The organism is Halobacillus litoralis (assembly GCF_009856415.1).
GTDB classification, from domain to species: Bacteria; Bacillota; Bacilli; order Bacillales; family Halobacillaceae; genus Halobacillus; species Halobacillus litoralis_C.
This window is the reverse complement of sequence record NZ_WMEZ01000013.1, coordinates 1-26,822: the sequence shown is the minus strand read 5'-3', so window position 1 is coordinate 26,822 and position 26,822 is coordinate 1. Positions and strand designations below refer to the sequence as shown.

General features: G+C 45.1%; 22 protein-coding genes, 2 tRNA genes and 1 rRNA gene. 23 read left to right on the top strand and 2 right to left on the bottom strand.

The annotated features are described in order from the left end of the window. Positions 1–24 precede the first annotated feature (24 nt). The 9 genes from mfd to GLV98_RS19065 all read left to right on the top strand — a co-directional run bounded on the left by mfd (position 25) and on the right by GLV98_RS19065 (position 10,361). Positions 25–3,561: a transcription-repair coupling factor gene (gene mfd, locus GLV98_RS19105; protein WP_160917591.1), complete on the top strand. Its 3,537-nt coding sequence runs from the start codon at positions 25–27 to the stop codon at positions 3,559–3,561. 647 nt (positions 3,562–4,208) lie between these two features. Beyond that, entirely contained in the window at positions 4,209–4,745 is a 537-nt protein-coding gene (gene spoVT, locus GLV98_RS19100; RefSeq protein WP_160917590.1) for a stage V sporulation protein T, read from the top strand. Between the two features lie 93 nt (positions 4,746–4,838). Continuing rightward, positions 4,839–6,425, top strand: a complete 1,587-nt coding sequence (locus GLV98_RS19095; RefSeq protein ID WP_160917589.1) for a putative polysaccharide biosynthesis protein — start codon at positions 4,839–4,841, stop codon at positions 6,423–6,425. Then, entirely contained in the window at positions 6,422–7,888 is a 1,467-nt protein-coding gene (gene mazG / locus GLV98_RS19090) for a nucleoside triphosphate pyrophosphohydrolase (protein ID WP_160917588.1), read from the top strand. The genes GLV98_RS19095 and mazG overlap by 4 nt, the downstream gene beginning before the upstream one ends. Positions 7,889–7,891: 3 nt before the next feature. Beyond that, entirely contained in the window at positions 7,892–8,155 is a 264-nt protein-coding gene (locus GLV98_RS19085; protein ID WP_089654590.1) for an RNA-binding S4 domain-containing protein, read from the top strand. Between the two features lie 452 nt (positions 8,156–8,607). After that, positions 8,608–8,913 carry a sporulation protein YabP gene (gene yabP, locus GLV98_RS19080; RefSeq protein WP_089654589.1) on the top strand — a complete coding sequence of 102 codons (306 nt, stop codon included), beginning with the start codon at positions 8,608–8,610 and terminating at the stop codon, positions 8,911–8,913. Next, positions 8,910–9,497 (top strand): spore cortex biosynthesis protein YabQ, encoded by a 588-nt coding sequence (gene yabQ, locus GLV98_RS19075; RefSeq protein WP_160917587.1) that lies wholly within the window; start codon positions 8,910–8,912, stop codon positions 9,495–9,497. Before yabP ends, yabQ begins: the two co-directional genes overlap by 4 nt. 15 nt (positions 9,498–9,512) lie before the next feature. Beyond that, a complete protein-coding gene (locus GLV98_RS19070; RefSeq protein WP_089654587.1) occupies positions 9,513–9,896 on the top strand; it encodes an FtsB family cell division protein in 384 nt (127 codons plus the stop codon). 78 nt (positions 9,897–9,974) lie between these two features. Next, positions 9,975–10,361 carry a S1 domain-containing RNA-binding protein gene (locus tag GLV98_RS19065; protein ID WP_089654586.1) on the top strand — a complete coding sequence of 129 codons (387 nt, stop codon included), beginning with the start codon at positions 9,975–9,977 and terminating at the stop codon, positions 10,359–10,361. Between the two features lie 731 nt (positions 10,362–11,092). Here GLV98_RS19065 and GLV98_RS19060 read toward each other — a convergent pair. Together GLV98_RS19060 and GLV98_RS19055 are read right to left on the bottom strand one after the other, a co-directional pair. After that, positions 11,093–11,164: transfer RNA gene (locus GLV98_RS19060), tRNA-Glu, on the bottom strand. A 21-nt stretch (positions 11,165–11,185) separates the two neighbouring features. Further along, positions 11,186–11,262: transfer RNA gene (locus GLV98_RS19055), tRNA-Met, on the bottom strand. Positions 11,263–11,539: 277 nt separating this feature from the next. Between GLV98_RS19055 and spoIIE the strand changes: the two genes are divergently transcribed. The 14 genes from spoIIE to GLV98_RS18985 all read left to right on the top strand — a co-directional run. Further along, entirely contained in the window at positions 11,540–13,987 is a 2,448-nt protein-coding gene (gene spoIIE / locus GLV98_RS19050) for a stage II sporulation protein E (protein WP_160917586.1), read from the top strand. A 64-nt stretch (positions 13,988–14,051) separates the two neighbouring features. Further along, entirely contained in the window at positions 14,052–14,789 is a 738-nt protein-coding gene (locus GLV98_RS19045; RefSeq protein ID WP_160917585.1) for a vWA domain-containing protein, read from the top strand. After that, positions 14,770–15,690, top strand: a complete 921-nt coding sequence (locus tag GLV98_RS19040; RefSeq protein WP_160917584.1) for a protein kinase domain-containing protein — start codon at positions 14,770–14,772, stop codon at positions 15,688–15,690. The genes GLV98_RS19045 and GLV98_RS19040 overlap by 20 nt, the downstream gene beginning before the upstream one ends. Before the next feature lie 156 nt (positions 15,691–15,846). Beyond that, entirely contained in the window at positions 15,847–17,241 is a 1,395-nt protein-coding gene (tilS, locus tag GLV98_RS19035) for a tRNA lysidine(34) synthetase TilS (protein ID WP_160917583.1), read from the top strand. Positions 17,242–17,252: 11 nt separating this feature from the next. Next, positions 17,253–17,792: a hypoxanthine phosphoribosyltransferase gene (hpt, locus tag GLV98_RS19030; protein WP_160917582.1), complete on the top strand. Its 540-nt coding sequence runs from the start codon at positions 17,253–17,255 to the stop codon at positions 17,790–17,792. Positions 17,793–17,909: 117 nt separating this feature from the next. Then, the gene (ftsH, locus tag GLV98_RS19025; RefSeq protein ID WP_160917581.1) at positions 17,910–19,934 is read left to right on the top strand and encodes an ATP-dependent zinc metalloprotease FtsH; all 2,025 of its coding nucleotides are present in this window, start codon (positions 17,910–17,912) and stop codon (positions 19,932–19,934) included. Between the two features lie 130 nt (positions 19,935–20,064). Further along, complete coding sequence (locus GLV98_RS19020) at positions 20,065–20,856, top strand: type III pantothenate kinase (RefSeq protein ID WP_146818716.1); 792 nt, start codon at positions 20,065–20,067, stop codon at positions 20,854–20,856. Positions 20,857–20,861: 5 nt separating this feature from the next. Beyond that, positions 20,862–21,752: an Hsp33 family molecular chaperone HslO gene (gene hslO / locus GLV98_RS19015; RefSeq protein ID WP_160917580.1), complete on the top strand. Its 891-nt coding sequence runs from the start codon at positions 20,862–20,864 to the stop codon at positions 21,750–21,752. A gap of 150 nt (positions 21,753–21,902) precedes the next feature. Next, complete coding sequence (gene cysK, locus GLV98_RS19010) at positions 21,903–22,829, top strand: cysteine synthase A (protein ID WP_202410140.1); 927 nt, start codon at positions 21,903–21,905, stop codon at positions 22,827–22,829. Between the two features lie 123 nt (positions 22,830–22,952). Further along, positions 22,953–23,786, top strand: coding sequence for a dihydropteroate synthase (gene folP / locus GLV98_RS19005; RefSeq protein WP_160917578.1), 834 nt, complete (start codon positions 22,953–22,955; stop codon positions 23,784–23,786). Next, on the top strand, positions 23,779–24,144 hold the full coding sequence (folB, locus tag GLV98_RS19000) for a dihydroneopterin aldolase (RefSeq protein WP_160917577.1): 366 nt from the start codon (positions 23,779–23,781) through the stop codon (positions 24,142–24,144). The genes folP and folB overlap by 8 nt, the downstream gene beginning before the upstream one ends. Continuing rightward, a complete protein-coding gene (gene folK, locus GLV98_RS18995) occupies positions 24,141–24,638 on the top strand; it encodes a 2-amino-4-hydroxy-6-hydroxymethyldihydropteridine diphosphokinase (protein WP_160917576.1) in 498 nt (165 codons plus the stop codon). Before folB ends, folK begins: the two co-directional genes overlap by 4 nt. A gap of 220 nt (positions 24,639–24,858) precedes the next feature. Continuing rightward, on the top strand, positions 24,859–26,349 hold the full coding sequence (lysS, locus tag GLV98_RS18990; protein ID WP_160917575.1) for a lysine--tRNA ligase: 1,491 nt from the start codon (positions 24,859–24,861) through the stop codon (positions 26,347–26,349). A 377-nt stretch (positions 26,350–26,726) separates the two neighbouring features. Then, a 16S ribosomal RNA gene (locus GLV98_RS18985) occupies positions 26,727–26,822 on the top strand; the annotation flags it as partial.

Sequence of the window (26,822 nt, the reverse complement as noted above, 5' to 3'; positions counted from 1 at the left end):
ATCTGGGTGGTGGAGGAATTCGTTATGCAAGGTATTAAGGATTATTTATTTCCGCAGGATGATATTCATTCTGTTGTCGAAGGCTTTAAATCAGGGATGAAGGAACAGATGGTGGCCGGATTGTCCGGGGCTTCGAGAAGTTTGATGGTTTCCATGCTTCAAGAGTCCTTGGAACGACCAGTAATCATCGTGACTCACCAACTGATTCAAGCACAACAATTGTATGAGGATATGCAAGAATTGGCCGATGCTGAACATGTTCATCTGTATCCGGTCAATGAACTGATCGCATCGGAAATCGCTGTTGCGAGCCCTGAACTGAGAAGTCAGCGTATCGACGCATTAAGTCAGTGGCTGTCTCAGGAAAAAGGGATTCTGATTGCGCCTGTGGCTGCACTAAAACGAATGATGCCACCGAAATCTTACTGGGAGCAAAGTCAGCTCCCTTTTCGTGTTGGGGAAGAAATCAACCTCGACCAATACTTAGAACGCTTGGTGAACATGGGTTATGACCGAACAGAAATGGTTGCGACACCAGGAGAGTTTTCTTTGCGTGGGGGGATTATGGATGTGTACCCACTGACCGCTGAGTTTCCGTATCGGATTGAGCTGTTCGATACAGAAGTGGATTCAATTCGTACGTTTGATTCCGAGACGCAGCGCTCGCATGACAAACGGGATGCGGTCCAAATTGGGCCGGCAACGGAATTGCTGCTCAAGGACGAAGATTTTGCAAGAGCCCATGATCGTCTGGAGAACGCCCTGAGCCATTCTTTGAAGAAATTAACGAAGCAGGATGCGAAAGAGACACTCGCTCAAGTGGTCGAGCATGATTTGGATCTCTTGAAAGCCAAAGAACATTTCCAGGAAATTTATAAGTATATAGGATATTTCTATGAGGAACCTGTCAGTCTACTAGACTACCTGCCGGAAACGGGCCTCGTCATTCTTGATGAAATGAGCAGGATCCAGGAAACGGCTAATCGTCTCGACCAGGAAGAAGCAGAATGGCATAATAGTATGCTGGAAGCCAACCAGACCGTACGAGAGCTTCATCTTTCTTTTGACTGGCAGGATGCCTGGATGAAGATCCGGCATCCTCGTCTTTATCTATCCGTTTTTATGAGGCACATTCCCAATACGCAACCACAGAATATTGTGAATATCTCGAGTCGACAGATGCAGCAATTCCATGGGCAGATGAATTTATTGAAAAATGAAATGGACCGCTGGGAAAAGCAGGATTTCTCTGTCGTGATCCTCGCTCCCGATGAAAACAGAAAGTCCAAGATCGAAGGTGTCCTTCGTGACTATGATATGGAAGCGGTCATTGCGGAAGGTGAAGTCCAGCTTCCGTTGGTGAAACCGACCATTATCACAGGTAACATCAGTCATGGGTTCGAATGGCCGATGCATAAGCTTGCGGTCATGACCGAAAATGAGCTGTTCAAGAAAAGGACGGCCAAACCGAAACGCAAACAAAAAATGTCGAACGCCGAGCGGATTAAAAATTATCAGGAATTGAAGGTCGGCGATTATGTCGTCCACGCCAGCCACGGAATCGGAAAATATTTAGGAATTGAAACGCTGAAAATGGGCGGTAACCATAAAGATTTTCTTATGGTCAATTACTCCGGAAATGACAAGTTGTATGTACCGATCGACCAAATCGATCTGATTCAAAAATATGTAGGCTCAGAAGGGAAAGAGCCGAAAGTTTATAAGCTTGGCGGCAGTGAGTGGAAAAAGGTGAAAAGCCGAGTCCAATCCTCGGTCGAAGATATTGCTGATGATTTAATTCAGCTCTATGCCGAACGTGAAGCTTCCAAAGGATTTGCCTTCAGTGAAGATGGAGAAATGCAAAAAGACTTCGAAGCGGCTTTCCCTTACGAAGAAACGGAAGATCAAATTCGCTGTATTGAAGAAATCAAATCGGATATGGAACGTGTGCGCCCGATGGATCGTCTGCTTTGTGGAGACGTTGGTTATGGGAAGACAGAAGTTGCGATTCGTGCAGCTTTCAAAGCGATTGTTGATGGGAAACAGGTGGCTTTGCTTGTGCCTACGACAATTCTTGCTCAGCAGCACTATGAGACCCTTCAAGAGCGTTTCCAGGGTTTCGGGATTAATATCGGCCTTATGAGCCGCTTCCGTACGAAAAAGCAGCAGAAGGAAACGACAGATCGTCTAAGGAAGGGTCTCGTCGATGTGGTCGTAGGAACACACCGAATCTTATCCAAAGATATGCAGTTCAAGGACTTAGGCTTGTTGATCGTCGATGAAGAGCAACGTTTCGGAGTGAAACACAAAGAGAAAATCAAACAGTTGAAAAACAATGTGGATGTGCTGACGTTGACGGCTACTCCAATCCCAAGAACCTTACACATGTCCATGCTTGGGGTCAGAGACTTGTCTGTTATCGAAACGCCACCTGCCAACCGTTTCCCGATTCAGACGTACGTGCTTGAATATAATCCGATTTTCCTTCGGGAAGCGGTGGAACGAGAAATGGCCCGGGGCGGACAGGTGTTTTTCCTTTTCAACCGGGTAGAAAACATTGAGCGGATGGCTCAGCAAATTGCCGAACTTGTCCCTGAAGCGAGAGTCACTTTTGCTCATGGACAGATGAATGAGACCGAGCTTGAGAATGTCATGTTCTCCTTCCTGGAAGGCGAATTTGATGTGCTCGTCAGTACGACAATCATTGAAACGGGTGTCGACATTCCGAATGTGAACACACTTATCGTCTATGATGCTGATCGCATGGGCTTAAGTCAGCTGTATCAACTGCGTGGTCGTGTCGGGAGGTCGAACCGGGTCGCCTACGCATACTTTACCTATCAAAAAGACAAAGTGCTGACAGAAGTTGCCGAGAAACGTTTGCAGGCGATTAAGGAATTCACGGAGCTCGGGTCCGGGTTTAAAATTGCCATGCGTGATTTGTCCATACGTGGAGCGGGGAACCTTTTAGGAGCACAGCAACATGGATATATCGACTCTGTCGGGTTTGATATGTATTCCCAGATGCTGAAAGATGCCATCGAAGCGAAACGACAAGGGAAAGAACCGGAGAGTATCCAGCCATTCCAACCGGAGCTTGATATGATGCTTGATGCTTATATTCCAGATGAATACATCGCTGATGAAAAACAGAAAATCGACATGTATAAATTGTTCCAGGCGATTGAAACGGTCGAGGATATCCATGACTTGCGAGATGAGTTAATCGACCGGTTCGGTGATTATCCGCAAGAGGTGGATAACTTGTTCCGTGTTTCTTCTATACGTCTGCAAGCGAAACGTTCAAGGATCGAAAACGTGACGGAGAAGAAAAAGAAAATCGAAATGCTGATGGAAGCCGAGCAAAGCCAGCGAATCGATGGAACCAAACTTTTCGAATTTGCGAATCAATACGGTCGTATGGTCCAACTGGGCACAGAGGATTCCCAATTGAAGGTGACCTTTACATGGGATCGTAAGACAGAATTCAAACGATATGAGCTTGTCGAGGAATTTATTAGCAAGCTGCCTGAGATGATGAGAGAAGTATCAACGGCTTGATGATTGTACCTCATCCCTGGATAGGGATGAGGTTTTTTTATCTATTTAATCCATCTTCAGATCCGATGAGATCCAGTTCCGGTGCCTAGCTTCTCGAGGTCATAGGCCTCACACGATGTGGGGTCGTTCGACGTTGCAACAGGACGTTACGTTCTTAGTCGAACAACATCCATCTTTTGTGAGGGAAAGCGCCTGACAAAAGATGCTCTGCTTATGCTTTTCGAAGCTGCCCAAGGCACCTCCACATTCCAAGTCGTCCAATTCCGGCTCCCAGACACTCGAGACATAAGTCAATCCACTCCATGGAGAAAGACCACTCCATTACGTGTTTTGTCTTATGCTTGTCGTGTCTAAACGGTCGCCTCCACATCCGGTGAGATCCAGTTCTGGTGCCTAGCTTCTCGAGGTCATATGCAAATCATCTTTGTGAGAAAAAAGCACCTCACAAAAGATGCTTCGCATATGCTTGTCGAAGCTGCCCAAGGCACCTCCACATTCCAAGTTTACATTTTTTATGAAAAAATCCATCCAAAGGGTGTATAGGTTTTTATTGCTGTATCATACTATCTTTAATCACCCGCTTGTTCTGCTTGCGCTTCAACAGGTATAGATAGGCAGTCATCACAGAAAAGGAGGCAGCATAAAGAATGAAAGCAACTGGTATTGTACGCCGTATTGATGATTTAGGACGTGTTGTTATCCCGAAAGAGATCCGCCGTACGCTCAGGATCCGTGAAGGTGATCCTTTAGAGATTTTTGTAGACCGTGAAGGTGAAGTCATACTTAAAAAGTATTCACCTATCAACGAGTTGGGTGATTTTGCAAAAGAGTACGCAGAAGCGCTCAGTGAGTCTTTAGAAGCTCCTGTGTTGATATGCGATCGTGATGAATATATAGCGGTGGCGGGAAGTGCGAAAAAGGATTATATGAACCGGTCGATCGGATCTAAGATTGAGGAAGTCATGGATTCTAGAACGATGTCTTTTGAGAAGCATCCGGAGCCGGTTGAATTGACTCGGGGGCAGGAAGAAGATGTGATCTCATATCTTATTTATCCTATCATTGCGCAAGGAGACCCCATCGGCTGCGTCGTCGCCTTCAACAAAGAAGGTTCTCCATTGGAAGACGGGGTCAGCAAAGCTGTCCAGACAGCCGCTAGCTTTTTAGCCAAACAAATGGAGTAGCAAGTAAGGTCAGATCCGAGCGGGTACGGGGTCTGACCTTTTCCTATGATATAATGAATGTTCTGAATACATATAAATTAGAAAGGGTCCAATATGACCAAGTTACATTCACGCTCTGTTTTACAAGGAGCATTCATTCTAACACTAGCCGGATTAATCAGTAAGGTCATCAGTGCAGGGTATCGCGTCCCGCTTCAGAACTTAACCGGAGATCTTGGCTTTTATGTCTACCAACAAGTGTATCCCATTCTCGGTATTGCCTTAATTCTTGCCTTGTATGGGTTTCCAGCAGCCATTTCAAAAATCGTGTCAGACATAGGCGATGAATCATCGCCTCTATCCATTCCGTCGTTTTACCTGCCTGTTTTCTCGTGGGTGATGATGGCATCGGGATTGATTTTTGCTGCTGGATTTCTATCTTCCTCGTGGATTGCATCTGTGATGGGAGATGAAAGATTAACCGCTTCCTTGCAGACGGCATTCTCTGTCTTTCTGTTTGTTCCATTTGTTTCAATCGTTCGAGGCGCGTTTCAAGGACGCAATGATATGGGCCCTACAGCTGTATCGCAGATCATTGAACAAGTTTTCAGGGTCGGAATTATCATAGGTTCTGCTGTTTTAGTCATGCAGGGAACGGACGTTTATACAATAGGACTAGGGGCGTCACTCGGGTCCATGGCAGGTGCGGTCGCCGCGTTTTCATTCCTTTTTTATTGGTTGATGAAAAAAGGGGACATGTGGACATGGCGAAGGTGGGACAAACATGTTTCTTATAAGCGTACGATTTTTTTGCACGGCATCCTTATTTGTTTAAACTACATGCTGCTTTTGTCTTTGCAGCTCGTTGATGCTTTGACATTGGTCCCGCATCTTTTAAAAGCAGGAGTAGAGCTTGAAGATGCGCGTATGTGGAAAGGGGTATTCGACAGAGGACAGCCGCTCATTCAATTAGGGACGGTGCTTGCTTCTTCGCTGGCTCTCGCTCTGATTCCTTCTGTCACTAGATCAAGGTTGAATCAGAATCCTGAAAAAGTGAAAAAGTCGGTGGTGAGCGCTGTGAAAATGACTGTTTTCCTTTCTGCTGGAGCAACGGCGGGGCTGATTTTCTTATTTCCTGCCATCAATCAGTCCTTTTTCCAGGACGATCAAGGAACGAGTGCGTTAAGAATTCTGATGCTCGTCATCCTTGGCAGCTCCCTCTCTATTACGTTCTCTTCCATATTGCAGGGGCTTGGCTATATGAAACAAACCGCCATGATGATTGCAGGGGGGCTGATCATTAAATGGGTGGGAAATATGTTCTTGATTCCTTTTTTGGATTTACATGGAGCAGCAATCGCCTCGGTGATGGCTGTCGCTTTTGTTTTGATCGGAAATATCGTAACCTTAAGACATGAAGTTCCTTGGGAAAAATGGACCAGCCTTCCCTGGAAAGGGATCCTAATCTCTCTTATAGGAATGATGTTCGGACTATGGCTCGCTAAAATGCTTGCCTTCCTGGTTTTTGACTTAAATGCAAGGTTACCTTTATTCCTATACACATTGTCTGTGACAGGACTTGGTGCTTTGATTTATGCCGTCCTTCTTATAAGAACGGGCAGCTTCACAAATGAAGAATTACATGTCATACCTTTTCGTAAGGTCGTATGGAAACTTTCGCCGAAAGGAATGGACCAATGAACACCATAACAATCATCGGACTTGGGGCTGCGGATCTAGAGCAGCTTCCGCTAGGGGTCTACCGCGAATTGACACAAAACCAATCCCATCTCTATGCACGAACGCTCGATCATCCGGTCATCCAAGCGTTACAAAAAGAAGGAGTCACATTTGAAAGTTTTGATTCCGTATATGAATCACATGATCAATTTGGAGATGTGTACACAGAAATCGCCTCCCGTCTTCTTGCTTTTTCCCGTCAGCAGGATTTAACCTATGTTGTCCCTGGACATCCGATGCTTGCTGAACGAACGGTTCAATTGTTGATTCAAGCGAGGGACAGAGGGGAAGTCGCCCTTGACATCAAAGGCGGGCAAAGCTTTCTAGATGCTACGTTCACCGCGCTTGAAATCGACCCGATTGAAGGATTTCAGTTTGCGGACGCTACAGATTTGAAACGGGAAGAGCTTCAGTTTTTGAATCATCTGATCCTCTGTCAGGTTTACGATTCTTTGATTGCATCGGAAGTTAAATTGACATTGCTCGAAGATCTACCATCCGATTATCCTGTAACCATAGTCACAGCTGCCGGGAGTGAACATGAAAAGATTGTGACGGTTCCTCTCGAAGAGCTGGACCGGCGTGTGGAAGTGAATAATTTAACGAGTGTTTATATCCCGCCTATTAAAAAAGAGGCTCTCAATCACCATTTTTTCCGCCTGAGAGAAGTCATCAAGATCCTGAGGAGTCCGGAAGGCTGCCCTTGGGATCGCAAACAGACGCACGAATCATTAAGGAAATATATGATTGAAGAAGCCTATGAGTTTATTGATGCCGTCAACCGCATGGATGACGATCATATGGTAGAAGAGCTTGGCGATGTGCTGCTTCAAGTCATGCTGCACAGCCAAATTGGGGAAGATGAAGGATATTTTACAATCGACGACGTAATAGTATCCATAACGGAAAAAATGATCCGCAGGCATCCCCATGTGTTCGGTGAAATGACAGTGGATTCTTCAGATGAAGTGGTTACCAACTGGGAGGCCATTAAAGCAGAGGAAAAAGGGGAAAAGCCTGATTCTATCCTTGATTCCGTACCCGAGAGTTTCCCAGCTCTCCTTCAAGCGGAAGAGTTGCAGAAGAAAGCGGCCAAAGTAGGATTCGATTGGGATACTGTCGCCCCTGTCATTGAAAAAGTGGAAGAAGAGTGGCAGGAATTTAAGGAAGCACGCGATGCCGGAGACCGTGAAGAGATGGAAAAAGAATTCGGAGATTGGCTCTTTGCCATTGCTAATCTTGCCAGGCACTACAAAATAAGTAGTGAGAATGCGCTGCAGCGGACGAACCGTAAATTCAGAACCCGTCTTTCATCTATGGAAAAGGATGCACAAACAGAAGGACAGCAATTAAAAGATTATGATTTGGATTCACTAGAAGAATTATGGGTAAAAGCGAAAGCAAAACATAAAGGAGCGGAATGACACATGCGTTTGGATAAATTTTTGAAAATCTCCCGTTTAATCAAAAGACGTACGCTTGCGAAAGAAGTCGCTGATCAAGGGCGTATCAGTATCAATGGTGCCCAAAGTAAAGCGGCAAGTAACGTAGCGGTCGGAGATGAACTGACCATTCAATTCGGACAGAAAGTACTGACGATTGAAGTGAAATCATTAAAAGAGAATGTCACGAAAAATGAAGCAGCGACTCTTTATGAAATAAAAAAAGAAGAGCCTGTCAATCAATCGTGACAAAAACCACTGCCAAATTCGGCAGTGGTTTTTTCTGCTTTTATGTCTTTCTTTTATATGCCTGACCCTGGCATAGCTCTCGTTGGTGCCAGGCACCGCCCGTGTGTAAACGGGTGCCTGGCACTGAATAGCATTTAGTCGGTGCTAGACACGGCATACATTGGTTGGCGTTTATGTTTTATGCCTGTCGTGTCTCGGGTCGCCTCCACATTATGTGAAGTTCAGCTGCAGCGCCTAGCCCCTGGGGCTGCCTAAGGCGCTTCCGCATTCTAAAGTTCCAGTTGCGGCTCCCAGACATTCGAGGTCATAAGTCAATCCACTACGTGGAGGAAGACCACTCCACTACGTGGCTTGTCTTATGCCTCTCGTGTCTCCCGGGCCGCCTCCACATTACGTGTTCTAATCTCCTCTTTTTTCTCATAGCTTGTACTAGAGAAGGGGGCTGTGATGAGATGGAAGGTTATGAAAAGAATCAAGGGATACGCAGTCAGCAACCGGTGGAGCATAATGTGAAAGTATGGAATAGAAGAAATATAGAGATCTCAGGTGTGAAAGAGGTGGATAGTTTTGATAGTGAAGAGTTCCTCCTCCAGACATCGATGGGATATCTTGTTGTCCGGGGGCAAAACCTGCAAATGAAAAACTTGGACCTGGACTCTGGAGTTGTATCGATCAAAGGGAAAATGTATGAGATGACTTACTTGGACGAGCACCAAGGGGAGAAAGCTAAAGGCCTGTTTAGCAAGCTGTTCAAATGACCCTCACCACTCAGTTCATCACGATCCTTGCCATGATTGGGGGAGGGATGTTTGTCGGCGCTTCATTGGATACGTTTGAGCGCTTTTTCGGAAAAAGAAAGAGGGGCTGGCTTGAAATCATTTATCAACTGAGCTTTTGGCTCTTTCAAGCCTCTTTTCTCTTCTATTTATTGTACCTTGCCAATTATGGAGAGTTGAGGGTTTATGTTTTTGTAGCTATCGTTTGTGGCTTTGCTGCGTACCGTGCATTGTTTCAGAACCTTTACTTAAAAACACTTGAAATGTGGATTCGGATCAGCATGGCTGTTTTCCGTTTTTTGAAGAAGACCGGGTATTATTTAATTTTCATACCCTCGAAATCCATCATTTTCCTTATAATTTCTTTACTTCTTGGCGTTTATAAGATACTTTTAAAGGGTACCATTATATTGTTTCTTGTCGTATTTTATCCAATCCGGCTAATTTTTCAAATCATTTGGCGACTCTTGCCGAAAAACATGAAAAACTACTTAAGGGATTTAGCAGGGTTTTTGGATAAAATGAAGAATACAATGAACAAATGGATGAAACGAATCAAGAAGTAAAGGAGGCTTACTTTCATGGCAAAGAGACAAACGGAGTCTGTGGCACGTCTGGATTCTACATACATGAAGCACTACGATGCCTATATGGACAGACACCAACGTAAGAAAAAGCGATTAGTCCGCCGTCTCGTTATGTTTGCCCTGTTAGTGTCGATCGTTGCTGGCTCCATGGTGTTTTATTCTATGAAACAACAGTCCTTGTATGCAGATAAGCAGGAGAAATACGAACAGTTGCAGCAAGAGATGACCGCTTTGAAAAAAGAGGAAAAAGGTTTAGAGCAGGAAATTGAACTTCTTAAGGATGAAGAGTATGTGCTGCAGATTGCGCGGACGAACTATTTCTTCTCAAAAGAAGGAGAAATTATATTTAAAATGCCTAATGAGGACCCGTCATATTGACACTCTTTTCAAAGCTTATATATAATATATAAGAAGGATAATTTTTTTATCGAAAATTTAAGGAGGAGCATTTTTTTTATGTCAATTGAAGTAGGCAGCAAGCTGCAGGGTAAGGTAACGGGAATCACTAATTTCGGAGCGTTCGTCGAGCTTCCAGATGGTAAGACGGGTTTAGTTCACATTAGTGAAGTTGCCGATAACTACGTAAAGGATATTAATGAGCACTTAAGCCAGGGAGACCAGGTGGATGTGAAAGTCATTAATGTCGGAGATGATGGAAAGATTGGTCTTTCCATTAAGAAAGCAAAAGAGAATTACGGTCGTCGCCCACAGAAACCTCGTAAGCCGGCTGAATCATTCGAACAGAAAATGAACCGTTTTATCAAGGATAGTGACGAGCGTCTAGCATCACTGAAGAAGCACACGGAATCCAAACGTGGAGGTCGAGGTGCTAAAAGAGGATAGCTTGCTGTCTAGGACAATGAGTAAAAGGTGCACGTCTTCATAAATAAAAAGCAGATCCGTCACGGATCTGCTTTTTTGTATGCCATCATCTCCTCCATTAAAGCTTTCTACTCTTGAAGACTCGGTTTCGAGACTTTTGTTGGGTGGATGGGGGCTGCGGGGAATAGCTCGCTTTCCGCGGGAGCGCGGTGAGCCTCCTCGGACTGCGTCCTGTGGGGTCTCAACAAGCACTTTTTTCCCGCAGGAGTCTCGCCATTCCCCTCCGCCCCTTTGCTATATAACTATCTCGAAACCACTTTCCAATCTTCAGCTTTTCAGTTTGATGGTAGTATAAGGATGAAACTCCCATGCGGGATGATTGAACCCTCAAAGCTTGATACAGAGCGTTATATGCCTACAACAATCGGGATAGAGGAAGACCTTCCAACTTGGCAAAGGGGTTCGTTATCCCCTTTATCGAATGGGGTGGTTGGGAAGCTGCGAGACTCCCGTGGGAGAAAGGAGATCGGCGAGATCCCGCAGGGCTTAGCCCGAGGAAGCTCGCCACTCCCCCACAGGAAAGCGAGTAGCTTCCCAGCCACCCCTGGCGTTCAACCCGGGCAACGAACCCCGGAAAGTCTCGAAACTGAGTCTTACACAATCCTGCCATATTGTTTAAGAATAATAAATAAAGAAAAAAGTCGCGTCTCTGTAATAGAGACGCGACTTTTTTAGGACAAGAATGTTTCTGATGACCCGTACGGGATTCGAACCCGTGTTACCGCCGTGAAAGGGCGGTGTCTTAACCACTTGACCAACGGGCCAATATGTATGGCAAAAAATAATGGTAGCGGCGGAGGGGATCGAACCCCCGACCTCACGGGTATGAACCGTACGCTCTAGCCAGCTGAGCTACACCGCCATTTGATTGAATGCTCTCTCGGAAGCACAAAAAATATATTACACCATGATAATTAAACTGTCAACAAGAAATAAAAATATCAGATAACTCTGTCTATTTCGCTAGGGAATGAGGAAGATTTTTGGTAAGTAGAGGGGTTCGGATGGGGAGATTTTGTAGAAACGACCTTTGTTCCTGTGAAAAGCATCGAAGTTTTTGTTTCTGCTCTCCTGTTGTTTTGACAAAATGCTTGTTCTGGGTGTGGTTTAATAGGTTTCACAAAGAAGGAGTGATGAAAATGTTAGGAACTGTATCAAAACGAGAAAGTCGTCAATCAGCCGTCCGAGGATCCGGGATCGTGAGAGGGTTACAAAAGGCTTCATTCGGTACGTTTTCCTTCATGGCAAACAAAGGGGTCTTCCACATGGTGCTGGCGTTATTATTAGGACGAGCCATCATTTTATCTTCCATGGCCCCTTTTGGCGTAGCATTTTTAGCGGTGATCTGGTGGCTAAAGCGTCCGCTTGTCATACCCGTCACAATTATGATGGCCGCCGGGGCTTCTACATACAGCTACGGTCATGCGGGTTTTATTGTAGGGGCGTCGACGACTTTTTTGCTCTTAAGTCTGGCATTGCGCAAAACAAGTCACCCCCAGAAATGGCTGCCGATGATCGCGTTAATGGCAAGCTTGATTCCGAGAACGGCGAGTCTCGCTTTGCTGGATCGTTGGCAGCTGTACGAACTTACTTTGATGGTGGCAGAAGGAGTACTAGCTTTTATCCTTGTACTCATCTTTATGCAAAGCATTCCGCTTTTAACACCACAAAGATATCAACCATCGTTAACAAATGAAGAAATTGTTTGTTTAATCATATTATTGGCTTCTGTATTAACAGGAATGATCGGCTGGCAGGTCCAGGGCGTTGCCGTCGTCGATATTTTTGCTCGGTACTTAGTCATTTTGATGGCCTATACTGCCGGAGCTGCAATTGGATCAACGGTCGGTGTAGTGACCGGAATGGTTTTAAGCTTATCCAATATGGATCATATCTATCAAATGAGCCTGCTCGCTTTCTCAGGCTTATTAGGGGGGTTATTAAAAGAAGGGAAAAAAGCCGGGGTGAGCGCTGGACTCATCGTCGGTACTTTACTGATCGGTTTCTACGTGAGTAGTGGAGCTGATCTTCCATCTTCGCTGTGGGCTTCGGCCTGGGCGGTGGCTTTGTTCATGCTGACTCCGAATTCGTGGGTCAAGCAATTATCAAGATACGTTCCGGGGACGGATGAACACCATTCGGAACAACAAAAATACTTACAAAAAGTGCGAGACGTCACGGCTGTCAGGGTCGGGAAGTTTTCGGACGTTTTTCAGGCTTTATCGAAAAGTTTCACTCATTTAGAGTCTCCAAAGGAGGATAGCGGGGAAGCAGAGGAAGTGGACTATTTTTTAAGTCATGTCACGGAAAAAACCTGCCAATCATGCTTTAAGAAAGAAAAATGTTGGGTCAATCAATTCGACGACACCCATAACTTAATGACGGATCTTATGCATGAGTTGGATGAAAGAGGGGAACCCAGCCGTGTCATGCGAAAAAACGTCGATCAGCATTGCGTCAAGCCGCAAAAGTTGATTGATACGATGAATCATGAACTTTCTTTTTATCATGCCAATAAAGAATTGAAGCGCCAGGTGCACGAAAGCCGGAAATTTGTAGCGGAGCAGCTCCAGGGCGTTTCTGATGTCATGAATAATTTTGCAAAAGAAATTGTGAAAGAGCGGGAGCACCATGAACACAAAGAACAGGTGATTTACCATGCACTTGAACGAATGGGGATGGTCATTCAAAAATTAGAAATCTATTCCTTGGATGCGGGGAACATGGACCTCGAATTAATTGTTGAGATAGATAATTATAGAGGGGAAGGAGCGAAGATCATTGCACCTGTCCTTTCGGATATTCTGGGAGAAACCATCGTTGTCACGATGGAAGAAATCTCTCCATATCCAAACGGAAGGTGTTATTTATCATTTGGATCAGCGAAGCATTACTCGATTGAATCAGGGGTTGCGCATGCAGCTAAGGGAGGAGGGTTCGTTTCAGGGGACAGCTTTACAATGATGGAATTGGGAAGGGGGAAATATGCATTAGCGATTAGTGACGGAATGGGTAACGGGGAACGTGCTCATGAGGAAAGTATGGAAACGCTGAGGCTGTTAAAACAGATTCTACAATCGGGCATACAGGAGTCCGTAGCCATTCAGTCGATCAATTCCATATTGTCTTTACGGACAAATGATGAAATTTTTTCAACGTTGGACTTAGCGGTGATTGACCTGCATCAGGCGACGTCCAAGTTCATTAAGGTCGGCAGTACGCCGAGTTATATAAAACGAGGAGATAAAATTTTCACTGTCGAAGCCGGAAACCTGCCGATGGGAATCATCCCGGATGTCGACGTAGATATGAGGAGTGAACAATTGCAGGCAGGAGACTACTTAATTATGATGAGCGATGGGATCTTGGAAGGTCCAAAGCAAATTGGGAACGTAGACATGTGGCTCAAGCGGAAAATCAGGGAAATATCCGACGAAGATCCACAAGCGATGGCTGATCTTTTATTAGAAGAGGTGATACGAACACAATCTGGAACGATCGTGGATGATATGACGATCATCGTAGCGCGGATCGATCGTTATATGCCGGAGTGGACGTCGATTCCTTCGGTGAAAAAAGAGGCCTGATGATAGTATAGAATTCCTCCTTTTCGGCGATGATGGAAGCAACGAATCAGGAGGGATATGCACAATGAAACCAGGCCGATTAAAGCAGATTCTTTTATTGACGGATGGATGCTCGAACCATGGAGAAGACCCTGTCGTCGTCGCAGCGCTTGCGAGGAATCAGGGAATAACGGTCAATGTGATTGGCGTTCTTGACGACCGGCAAAGTGGCAAGCCACAAGGGCTTGAAGAAGTAGAATCGATTGCCGAAGCAGGTGGAGGCGTCAGTCAAATTGTATATCAAAAAAGTTTGTCCCAAACCGTGCAAATGGTGACGAGACAAGCCATGACCCAAACGATTCAAGGGGTTGTTAATAAAGAATTACAAGAGATACTCGGTAAAAAACAGACCATTGAAGAACTTCCTCCGGAGCAGCGGGGAGAAGTGGTGGAAGTGGTGGACGAACTCGGAGAGAGCTGCGACCTTGAGGTGCTTGTGCTCGTGGATACTAGCGCCAGTATGCACCATAAGCTTCCGACGGTGAAGGATGCTCTTTTCGATTTGTCCCTCAGCTTGAATGCGAGGTCAGGATCAAACCAATTCAGTGTATATGCTTTCCCTGATCCGAAAAAAACCATTACGAAAATGGTGGGATGGACGCCGGAATTGGGTGAAATACATGGGATCTTCTCCAAATTGAACAGTGGAGGATACACGCCGACAGGACCTGCGCTCAAAGAAGCGCTTTATGCGTTTGCAGGGAAACCTCTCGATGAGCGGTTGAGAAATGAGGAAGATCCATATGAAGAAACAGGTTTTTGACTTACCCCCTGGAAGTCGAGTAACCGGTAAATGGAGCGGTCGTACTTATACCATCATCAAAAAAGTGGGTGCGGGAGCCTGCGGGACTGTTTTTTTATGCCGTTCCCATCAAGGGGACACGTATGCCCTTAAGGTTGGGGAAGATAGTTCACGCATGATGTTGGAAGTGAATATGCTCAAAAAATTCAGTAAGGTCCAAGGGGTGAAACTTGGACCTTCTTTTGTTGATGTGGATGATTGGGTGGATCGGTCAGGGCGGACGCACCCTTTTTATGTAATGGAGTACGTAGAAGGAACTCCCGTGACATATTTTTTAAAAGGGAAGACGAAGGACTGGATCGGCATTCTGGCTATTCAATTACTTGCGGACCTTGAAAACCTCCACAAAGCGGGGTTTGTATTTGGTGATTTGAAGACGGACAACTTATTAGTCTCCGGTTCAAAAGTCCGCTGGATCGATGTGGGGGGAGTAACGGCTTTAGGTCGTGCCATTAAAGAATACACCGAATTCTATGATCGGGGGTATTGGAACATGGGCTCCCGTAAAGCAGAACCGACGTATGATTTATTTGCCCTCACAATGATCATGATGGAAATGGGCCACCCCAAGAGGTTTGAAAAAGGAAGCCATCCCAAAAAAACGCTGGAAAACAAACTGGCAACATCGCCTATCCTGAAACCCTATCGGCGGGTGATTCAACAATGCTGGAAAGGGAATATACAAAATGCGACACAAATGAAAGACCACCTTTCTGGTGTACTGATGAAACGGAAAGACCCTCCTGCTTTGTCCCGTCAGAGGCGAGTCTATAACAAAAAAAGTGAGAATGCCGAACTTGCTGCTTTAACTTTGACCTCCGGTGTGTTTTTGGCGGTGTCGATCGTGAGTTTCTTCTTCTAATTCGAATACCTTGTAAAGGTAAGAACAGTTGGGAAAGGGAGAGGATGGCAGCTCCTTTTTAAAATTAACGAGGAAATGGATGCTTATCTTTTGAAGTGCTTACGAATAGTGATACGATAGGAAGAGATATACAGAGAGACAGGGGGAACACACCTGATGGATCATGCTGTCCAGACGTTCATCTCGAAACATCAAATGATCCAGCCACATCAGACCCTGTTGGTGGCTGTGTCTGGAGGGCCGGATTCGGTCGCTCTTTTGCATTTTCTGTGTACGATGAAAAAAAGTTTTTCTCTTCGTTTGATTGCCGTTTCTGTCGATCATCAATTAAGAGGAGAAGAGTCCGAAGAAGATCTTCGCTTTGTTGAGAGCCTTTGCGAAGAATGGGGAGTCGAATTTGTCGGAACCTCTGTGGATGTCCAGACGTATAAGAAAGATACAGGGAAAGGTACGCAGGAAGCGGCCCGGGAGTTGAGGTATGCGTTTTTTGAAAAGATGATGTATGCCTATGAAGCGGATGCTCTTGCAATGGGACATCACGGTGACGATCAGGCGGAAACGATTCTGATGCAGCTCATGCGCAGCGCACGACCGGAAGCGGTCCAGGGGATGCCAGCAAGCCGCCCGTTTGCTTGCGGTAAAATCATTCGTCCATTTCTTGCGGCCTCTAAAAACCAAATTGCTTCTTACCTGGAAGCACAAGCACTAGAAGTGAGGATGGATCCATCCAATGAGGAAACCGAGTACACTCGGAATGCAATCAGGCAGTATCTATTGCCTTTTATGAAAGAGAACAATCCCCAATTTCATAAGCACATGCAAGTATGGAGCGAGAGAGCGAGAGAAGAAAGGTCATACATAAATGAGCAGGCCCAAAAAGTCTTGGAAACTGTCCATTTTTCTTCAAATGTTGAGAAATTCGTACAATTATCAAAACAAACTTTCAAAACATTCCCGCTTGCTTTACAAAGGACAGCCTTTCATCTAATATTGAACTATCTGTATGTGAACCAAAACGAAGACATTTCTTACTTGCATGAAGAAATGTTCATGAACCTTTTAAATGATGAAAAACCGAATGCTTCCCTGGACTTTCCGGAAGGGTTAAAAATCATCCGTGCCTATGATGACATCACCTTTTCATTTGCGAAAGTACAAGAATGGAAAGAGTACTCCTACATTCTCGAAATGGAAGAGGAACTTCAACTTCCTGATGGATCACAAATCAGGGCGGATTGGTTCAGCGGGGACGGCACAGAAGATGCTTATACGTATCTATGTGATTCGCATCACGTAAAACTTCCTCTCGTCGTTCGCACGAGACAGGAGGGAGACAGAATACGTTTGAGAGGGATGAACGGCTCGAAAAAAGTAAAAGATATTTTTATCGACCAAAAAATCCCGGCCCGTCTGCGCCCAACCTGGCCGATCGTTACAGATCAAACAGGAAAGATCCTTTGGGTCGTCGGTTTGAAAAAAGGCGGGGAGCGTACCAGCCTTTCATCAGGTCCATGGCTTCGGTTACATTATAAAAACAAAGCAGACACGTAGGAGGAGCAATCATGCATAACGAAATTGAAAAGGTCTTGATTTCCGAAGAGGAAATTCAGGCGAAGTGTAAAGAGCTGGGAGCGGAACTTTCGAAAGAATATGAAGATCGTTTTCCTTTGGCGATCGGGGTACTGAAAGGCGCCCTTCCGTTCATGACTGACTTGCTGAAACGCATGGAAACTCATTTGGAAATGGATTTCATGGATGTTTCCAGCTATCACGGAGGTATGGAATCTTCAGGAGAAGTCAAAATTGTTAAAGACCTTGATACGAAGGTTGAGGGTCGCGATATTTTGATCATTGAAGATATTATCGATAGTGGTCGAACACTTGCCTATCTCGTCGACTTGTTCAAGTACCGGAAGGCCAAGTCGATCAAAATCGTTACTCTGCTTGATAAACCGACGGGACGAACCGCGGATATCAAAGCAGATACAGTCGGGTTCGAAGTTCCTGATGAATTCGTTGTCGGGTATGGCCTGGACTATGAAGAAAAGTATCGTAATCTTCCGTATGTCGGAGTGTTGAAGCCTGAGGTTTATGGAGGCTGAGGGGCAACCTGCGATGGCAAGTTTGAAAGTGTCTATGTCAAGGGTAATTAGTTGTGTCGGCCGTTTTTGGTATGGTAGTATTTACTATAGTTTTTCTCGTTTGGGAGGAGGTAGGCAATGAACCGGATCTTTCGTAATACCATATTTTACTTACTTATCTTCCTCGTGGTTATCGGCGTGGTCGGTCTATTCCGAGGTCAAGGTGATCCGCAAACAGAATATAATGTCGATGAATTTTATGATAAATTGAATAATGGTGAAATTCAGGAAATGACGATTCAGCCTGTCAATGGGGTGATTCGTGTAACTGGTACAGAACAGGGAGCCGAAGAGGGCGAAACTTTCGTCACACAACTTCCTGCTAGTGATGAAGTGATTGCTCAAATTACACAGACAGCTCAAGAACAGAGCAATCTGACGGTTGAGCAAGAGGAGCAGCCTAGTGCATGGGTGACTTTTCTAACGTCCATCATCCCGTTCGTCATTATCTTTATTTTGTTCTTCTTCTTGCTTAACCAGGCGCAAGGCGGCGGAAGTCGTGTCATGAACTTTGGTAAGAGTAAGGCGAAGATGTACTCAGAAGAGAAGAAGAAAGTGCGTTTTAAAGATGTTGCCGGAGCAGATGAAGAGAAGCAGGAGCTTGTGGAGGTCGTTGACTTCCTGAAGGATCCTCGTAAATTCTCTGCTGTAGGTGCCCGTATTCCTAAGGGTGTCTTGCTGGTAGGACCTCCAGGTACAGGTAAAACATTACTTGCACGTGCCGTAGCTGGTGAAGCGGGAGTACCATTCTTCTCCATCAGTGGTTCTGATTTCGTTGAGATGTTCGTCGGAGTCGGTGCATCACGTGTCCGTGACTTGTTCGAAAATGCGAAAAAGAACGCACCAGGCATCATCTTCATTGATGAAATTGATGCCGTCGGTCGTCAACGTGGAGCGGGTCTCGGTGGCGGTCACGATGAGCGTGAGCAAACGTTGAACCAATTGCTTGTTGAAATGGATGGTTTCGGTGTCAATGAAGGGATCATCATCATCGCTGCAACTAACCGTCCTGATATCCTGGACCCAGCCCTTCTACGTCCAGGTCGTTTTGACCGTCAAATCACAGTCGATCGTCCAGATGTCAAAGGTCGTGAAGCGGTACTTGCTGTACACGCGAAGAACAAACCGCTGTCTGAGAACGTGGACTTGAAGACAATCGCGCTCCGTACACCAGGTTTCTCTGGTGCCGACTTGGAAAACTTATTGAACGAAGCTGCTCTAGTAGCTGCGCGTGGAGATAAGAAGAAAGTCGATATGGATGACGTAGATGAAGCGATTGACCGTGTCATTGCAGGTCCAGCCAAGAAGAGTCGTGTTATTTCTAAGAAAGAGCGCGATATTGTTGCCCACCACGAAAGTGGACACACGGTGATTGGCATGGTGCTTGATGATGCGGACATGGTTCATAAAGTTACAATTGTTCCGCGTGGGCAGGCGGGCGGATATGCCGTCATGCTTCCTAAAGAAGATCGTTACTTTATGACGAAACCAGAATTGTTCGATAAGATTACAGGATTACTCGGTGGTCGTGTAGCCGAAGAAATCATCTTCGGTGAGGTAAGTACTGGAGCTCACAATGACTTCCAGCGTGCAACAAGCATCGCACGCAAAATGGTCACAGAGTATGGCATGAGTGAAAAACTTGGTCCGCTTCAGTTCGGTTCTAATTCGGGTGGGCAAGTCTTCCTTGGACGTGACATCCAGAACGAACAGAACTACAGTGACCAGATTGCTTATGAAATCGATCAGGAAGTGAAGAACTTCATTCAGTACTGTTATGACCGTGCGAAAACGATCCTTACTGAAAATAAAGATAAGCTTGAGTTGATTGCGAAGACACTATTAGATGTCGAAACACTGGATGCAACTCAAATCCGTTCTCTATTTGATAAAGGTCGTCTTCCGACGGATGAAGAGCTTGAAGAAATCGCACGTGAACACAATGCGAAGATCAAGAACAACACGTCTTCCAACAATGAGGATGTCCGTGTGACGATTCAATCCAAAGAAGATGAACAAGCAGATGAGACAGAGACTCATGAAGAAACGAAGGAAGAAACAAAAGAGGAAGGTCCATCTGATTCAGAGGATCGTCGTTCTTAAAGGTTCATGAGCAAAGCCACATCAGCCCTGAAAACGGGAGGTGTGGCTTTTTCTGTTTCTTTAAAGAGCGAAACATTGGGTTCTTGTGATATGATGGTAGCCGAAGGAAATGACACGGGAGGCTTCATGTATGAATTTTGTCCTTGATGTGGGAAATACCAATACTGTGTTAGGCGTATTTGAAAATAACTCTTTGAAGTACCAGTGGAGAATCAAAACCGATCGTCATAAAACAGAAGATGAGTTCGGAATGTTGATTAAATCACTTTTCGATCACGAAGGATTGCGTTTTGAAGATATGGACGGCGTCATTATCTCGTCCGTCGTACCACCGATTATGTTTGCACTTGATCGTATGTCTCGCTATTATTTTAAAAAGCAACCGATGATCATAGGTGAGGGAATGGTGGATCACGGATTGCCGATGAAATACCCGAACCCGAATGAAATTGGAGCAGATCGAGTGGTCAATGCGGTAGGTGCCATTGATGAGTATCCCCTTCCTTTAGTCATTATCGACTTTGGAACAGCTACCACATATTGTTATATTAATGCTGAAGGGGAATACCTTGGGGGTGCCATTGCCCCGGGGGTTAATATTTCGATGGAAGCTCTTTACGCGAAAGCGGCCAAACTTCCAAAAATCGAAATCAAGAGTCCGGAACATGTGATTGGTCAAAGCACAGTTGAAGCCATGCAGTCTGGCGTCTACTATGGATATGTAGGTCAGGTCGATGAAGTCGTTCGTCGTATGAAGGAAACATCCGATCAGACACCGACGGTCATCGCTACAGGTGGTCTTGCCAATTTAATCGCCGGTCAATCAAGGACGATCGATCATGTCGATCCCTACTTGACGTTGAAAGGTCTTCATAAGATATATCAAAGGAACAAAGAGAAAAAAGCGTTTAAAGGAGAATGAATAGCATGTCAGATTATTTAGTGCGTGCCATAGGTTTCGACGGACAGGTCAGGGCTTATGCCATTCAGTCAACAGAAACAGTCGAAGAGGCAAGACGCAGACAAGATACGTGGGCAACGACATCAGCAGCACTAGGACGTACATTAACCATCAGCGGTATGATGGGAGCAATGCTTAAAGGGAATGATAAGCTCACAGTGAAGGTCGAAGGAGACGGCCCTGCAGGAGCCATTATTGCAGATGCAAACTCTAAAGGGGAAGTCCGTGGATATATCAAAAACCCTCATGTTGATTTTGAATCCAACGCCCAAGGGAAATTGGATGTGGCTCGTGCGGTAGGAACGTCAGGGACGTTGAGTATTGTGAAGGACTTAGGTATGAAAGATCACTTTACAGGTCAAGTCCCACTGGTTTCTGGTGAGATTAGTGAAGACTTCACCTATTACTTTGCAAATTCTGAGCAAGTGCCTTCAGCTGTTGGAGCTGGGGTGCTTGTAGATACGGACTACTCTATTCTTGCTGCTGGGGGATTCATTGTCCAAATGATGCCAGGAGCTGATGAAGAAACGACGAGCCAAATTGAAAAGAGACTTTCAGAAATGCCTGCGATTTCTTCTCTCGTACGTGATGGCAAAACCCCTGAAGAAATTCTGCACACGGTTCTTGGAGAAGACAATGTGCGTGTACTGGACACGGTGCCCGTGAAGTTTCAGTGTCACTGTTCACGAGAACGAGTGGAAATGGCCATTGCCAGCCTTGGAGATGAAGAAATTGAACGCATGATTCACGAAGATCAGGGTGCAGAGGCGAAGTGCCACTTCTGTAACGAAGATTATCAGTTTAATGTAGAAGACCTAAAAGAATTGCAATCCCAAGACACGGATTCCACATCATAATATAATACCGAAAATGATAAAATAAAAGGCGAAACCACGGTTTCGCCTTTTCCTTTAACGATGCATGATTGAAATGTTTGACAATTGTATTCTTATTCAGTACATTAGGTTTAAATCCTATTAAAATACTTGGTTTTGGGAGTGAGTGTATTGAGAATCGTAAATAACGTAAGCGAATTAGTCGGGCAAACTCCATTGGTCAAACTGAACGGAAGCGCGGATGAGGACAGCGCAGATATCTATCTTAAGCTGGAGTACATGAATCCGGGCAGTTCTGTTAAAGACCGTATTGCTCTTTCCATGATTGAAGAGGCTGAAAAAGATGGAAGTCTCAAAGAAGGGGACACCATTGTAGAACCGACGAGTGGGAATACGGGGATTGGTCTGGCTATGATCGCAGCGGCCAAAGGTTACAAAGCCATACTCGTTATGCCGGATACGATGAGTCAAGAACGTCGTAACCTGTTGCGCGCCTATGGAGCAGAACTCGTTCTCACTCCAGGGAGTGAAGGGATGAAGGGCGCCATTAAAAAGGCAGCTGAACTCCAAGAGCAGAAGGGCTATTTCATGCCTCAACAGTTCAACAATGAAGCAAACCCACTCATTCACGAAAAAACGACCGGACCGGAAATTGTCGAGCAGATGGGTGACCAACTAGACGCTTTCGTTGCGGGTATCGGCACAGGCGGAACCATTACGGGTGCAGGTAAAGTGTTGAAGGAGAAATACCCGGATATCAAAATTTATGCGATTGAACCAGAAGAGTCTCCGGTCTTATCTGGTGGAGATCCTGGTCCACATAAGATCCAAGGAATCGGGGCAGGCTTCGTACCTGGCATCCTGAATACGGAAATTTATGATGAAGTCATTAAAGTGACGAAAGAAGATTCGTTCGAAGCTGCAAGGGAAGCCGCCAGAAAGGACGGAATTCTGGGAGGAATCTCTTCCGGCTCCGCTATTCATGTGGCGAAGCAGGTGGCCAAAAAGCTTGGCAAAGGGAAGAAGGTTGTAGCGATCATCCCTAGTAATGGGGAGCGTTATCTATCTACTCCTCTTTATCAGTTCGACGAAGAATAAGGATAGACAACTGCACCTCTATGGGGTGCAGTTTTTTATTTATGTTTTCAACCGTGCACGTGTGATAGAAATTTTGAAATGATGTAAGATAGGGGAAGAGAATGATGGAAACGAGGGAAACCTATGAACACCAAATTAAGAACTTCTGAAAAAACATTCGACCTAACAAAGGAAACTCTTGTGATGGGGATACTTAATATTACACCAGATTCTTTTTCTGATGGTGGGCTTTATTTTGATCTCGATCACGCTGTAAAACAAGCGAAGATGATGGAGGAAGAAGGCGCGCATATCATTGATATCGGCGGTGAATCCACACGACCTGGGCATCAACCTGTAACGGCTGAAGAAGAACTGGCTCGAGTCATCCCTGCGATCCAGGCAGTCAAAAAGGCGGTTCCCCTTCCTATTTCCATTGATACTTATAAAGCAGAAGTGGCTGAAAAGGCAATGGAAGCAGGAGCGTCGATCATCAATGATGTATGGGGAGCGATTAAAGAACCCGCCATTGCTGAGGTTGCTGCCCGTTATGTTGTACCTATCATCCTTACCCATAACCGGTCAGACAGAAATTACGAGTCTTTATTGGACGACATGAAAAATGACCTCCGAAAAAGCATTAAGATAGCCAAGTGTGCAGGTGTTATAGAAGAGAACATTATCCTCGATCCAGGTATCGGTTTTGCGAAAACTCAAGCACAAAACTTGGAAGTCATGCGAAACCTAGCAGATTTAAAGGGACTTGGTTACCCTATTTTATTAGGTACCTCCAGGAAATCATTCATCGGTACAGCCCTGGATCTTCCGAAAGGTGAACGGATGGAAGGGACAGGTGCAACCGTCTGTTATGGAATGGCACAAGGCGTGGATATTGTGAGGGTGCATGATGTAAAGCCCATTGTACGAATGACGAAAATGATGGATGCTATGCTCGGGAAGGGTGAAGGAATTGGATAAAATATATGTGAATCAAATGGAGTTCTGGGGTTATCACGGTCTCTTTCCGGAAGAGAACAAACTTGGACAACGGTTCTATGTGGATCTTGAGCTCGAGTTGGACTTGAAGCCAGCAGCCGATTCCGATGATATGACAAAATCGATCGATTACGGGGCCATCTACGAGGTCACTAAAAAAACAGTGGAAGGAAAACACTACAAACTTGTCGAAACGGTGGCTGAAAAATTGGCTCATGAACTCTTTGGTGAGTTTCCACTGTTGCAAGGGTGCCTTGTAAAAGTATATAAGCCTGACCCTCCGATTCCGGGTCATTATAAGTCGGTTGCAATTGAAATTTACCGGAGACGGGAAACATGAATATCGCGTATATTGCTTTAGGTTCGAATATTTCACCACGTGGATCATTTCTGAAAGACGCTATTTCTCTGCTGGATGAGCATGAGGGGATAACCGTCCAAAAAAAATCGGCGGTCTATGAAACAGCCCCTGTCGGATACACGGAACAAAACGATTTTTTAAATATGGCCATTCAAGTGGAAACAGATTTGTCCCCTTCCTTATTGCTGGAGTACTGCCAGGGCATTGAACAGGGACTGGGGAGAAAACGCGTGATAAAATGGGGGCCGCGCACGATCGACCTCGATATTTTGCTTTATAATCAAGAACATATGAAAACAGAGCTATTAACGATTCCCCATCCTCATATGCACGAGCGGGCATTTGTAATGGTGCCTTTAGCAGATGTGGATGCTCAAGCTTATCTCCCTCATTTACAACAAACCGCGGGAGAGATTCTTAGGTTGCTTCCTTCAGAAGAAGTGAGAAGCATGAAGAAGTGGGGGAATATTTAGTGCCATCGGGTATGGTCAAACCGATGATGTACAAGATATTTGTATTCGGTGGATGTTAAATTAGAGGGTGTAAATGCAAGAATCCTTACCCTTTCAACATTGACACGCCCATAGTACTTTTTTATACTAAACGATAGTTAGATGCTGCCAGTCCCACGCTGGCAGTTTTTGTTATTGTAACGGTAAGTACCCAAAAAGATCAGGGAATGGAGTGATAGCAATGACAGAAGAACTCAATGAACATATGCGGGTGCGTCGCGATAAGATGAATACTCACCGCGAACAGGGCATCGACCCATTCGGTGACAAATTCGACCGTACGGATTACGCCCAAGAATTAATAGAGAAGTACGATCAATATACGAAAGAGGAACTCGAAGAAAAGCAGTTCCCAACAACCATCGCTGGACGTATCATGACAAAGCGTGGAAAAGGAAAAGCAGGTTTTGCACATATTCAGGACGTGACTGGCCAAATTCAACTTTATGTTCGTAAAGATGAAATTGGAGAAGAAGCTTACGACAATCTATTCAAATCTGCTGATTTAGGAGATATCGTAGGAGTTTCCGGTGTGATGTTCAAGACAAACGTAGGTGAACTTTCCGTAAAAGCGGCAGACTATCAATTGCTTACGAAGTCTCTACGTCCACTTCCTGAAAAATTCCATGGCCTGCAAGATGTCGAGCAGCGTTATCGTCAGCGTTACTTAGACCTTATAACAAATCCTGATAGCAGAGACACGTTCGTCCTGCGCAGTAAGATCATTCAGTCTATGCGCCGTTATCTAGATGGGTTGGGTTTCTTAGAAGTAGAAACTCCATTGATGCACGGGATTGCAGGTGGAGCTTCCGCCCGTCCTTTCATTACACACCACAATGCGCTTGATATGCAGTTGTATATGCGTATCGCTATTGAGCTGCACTTGAAGCGTTTGATTGTAGGTGGATTGGAAAAAGTATATGAAATCGGCCGTGTATTCCGTAACGAAGGAATCTCTACTCGTCACAACCCTGAGTTTACGATGATTGAGCTGTATGAAGCCTATGCGGATTATCATGACATCATGAACCTTACCGAAAACATGGTTGCACATATCGCTAAAGAGGTTCTCGGTACAACGAAAGTCTCCTACAATGAACAGGAAATTGATCTGGAACCAGAGTGGACACGTCTCCATATGGTAGATGCTATCAAAGAACACACAGGTGTAGACTTCTGGGAGCAGATGTCAGATGACCAAGCGAAAGAGCTTGCTAAAGAACATGGTATTGATATTAAAGATACGATGACATTTGGTCATATTGTAAATGAATTCTTCGAACAGCGCGTGGAAGAAAAGTTAATCCAGCCTACCTTTATTTATGGCCATCCAACAGAGATCTCTCCTCTCGCGAAGAAGAATCCAGAGGATGGAAGATTCACAGACCGATTTGAGTTGTTCATCGTTGGTCGTGAACATGCGAATGCTTTCTCTGAGTTGAATGACCCGATTGATCAAAGAGAACGATTCGAATCTCAGTTGAAAGAACGAGAAGAAGGAAATGATGAAGCTCATATGATGGATGAAGACTTCCTGGAAGCCCTTGAATATGGAATGCCTCCAACGGGTGGTTTGGGAATTGGAATCGATCGTCTAGTCATGCTGCTGACAGACTCCCCTTCTATTCGTGACGTTCTGCTGTTCCCGCAAATGAGAAATCGTGAATCATAAGCTTTTCAATCCCTCCGGATTCTCTGGGGGGATTGTTCTTTTATCCATAGGTTAATCATTATATGAAGGGCAATAATCTGAATTATCTTTTTACGAAAAACCTATTGCGTGGTTTTATATCCCGTGATATATTATTACTTGTCGCGTTAAGAGAGCGGCAAGCCGCAAACGGCTTAACAAAATAAATCATAAAAAGTTGTTGACGAAAACAACCACACATGATATATTAATTAAGTCGCTGTTTTGAAGCGTCAAACAAAACATTTGATCTTTGAAAACTGAACGAACCAACCAGTACGTCAAAACATTTCTTCTTTTATAGAAGAGATTTGAAACAAAGCACATTCGGTGTGCAAATGAGCAAGTCAAACTTAACTTTTATGGAGAGTTTGATCCTGGCTCAGGACGAACGCTGGCGGCGTGCCTAATACATGCAAGTCGAGCGCGGGAAGCGAGTGGATCCCTTCGGGGTG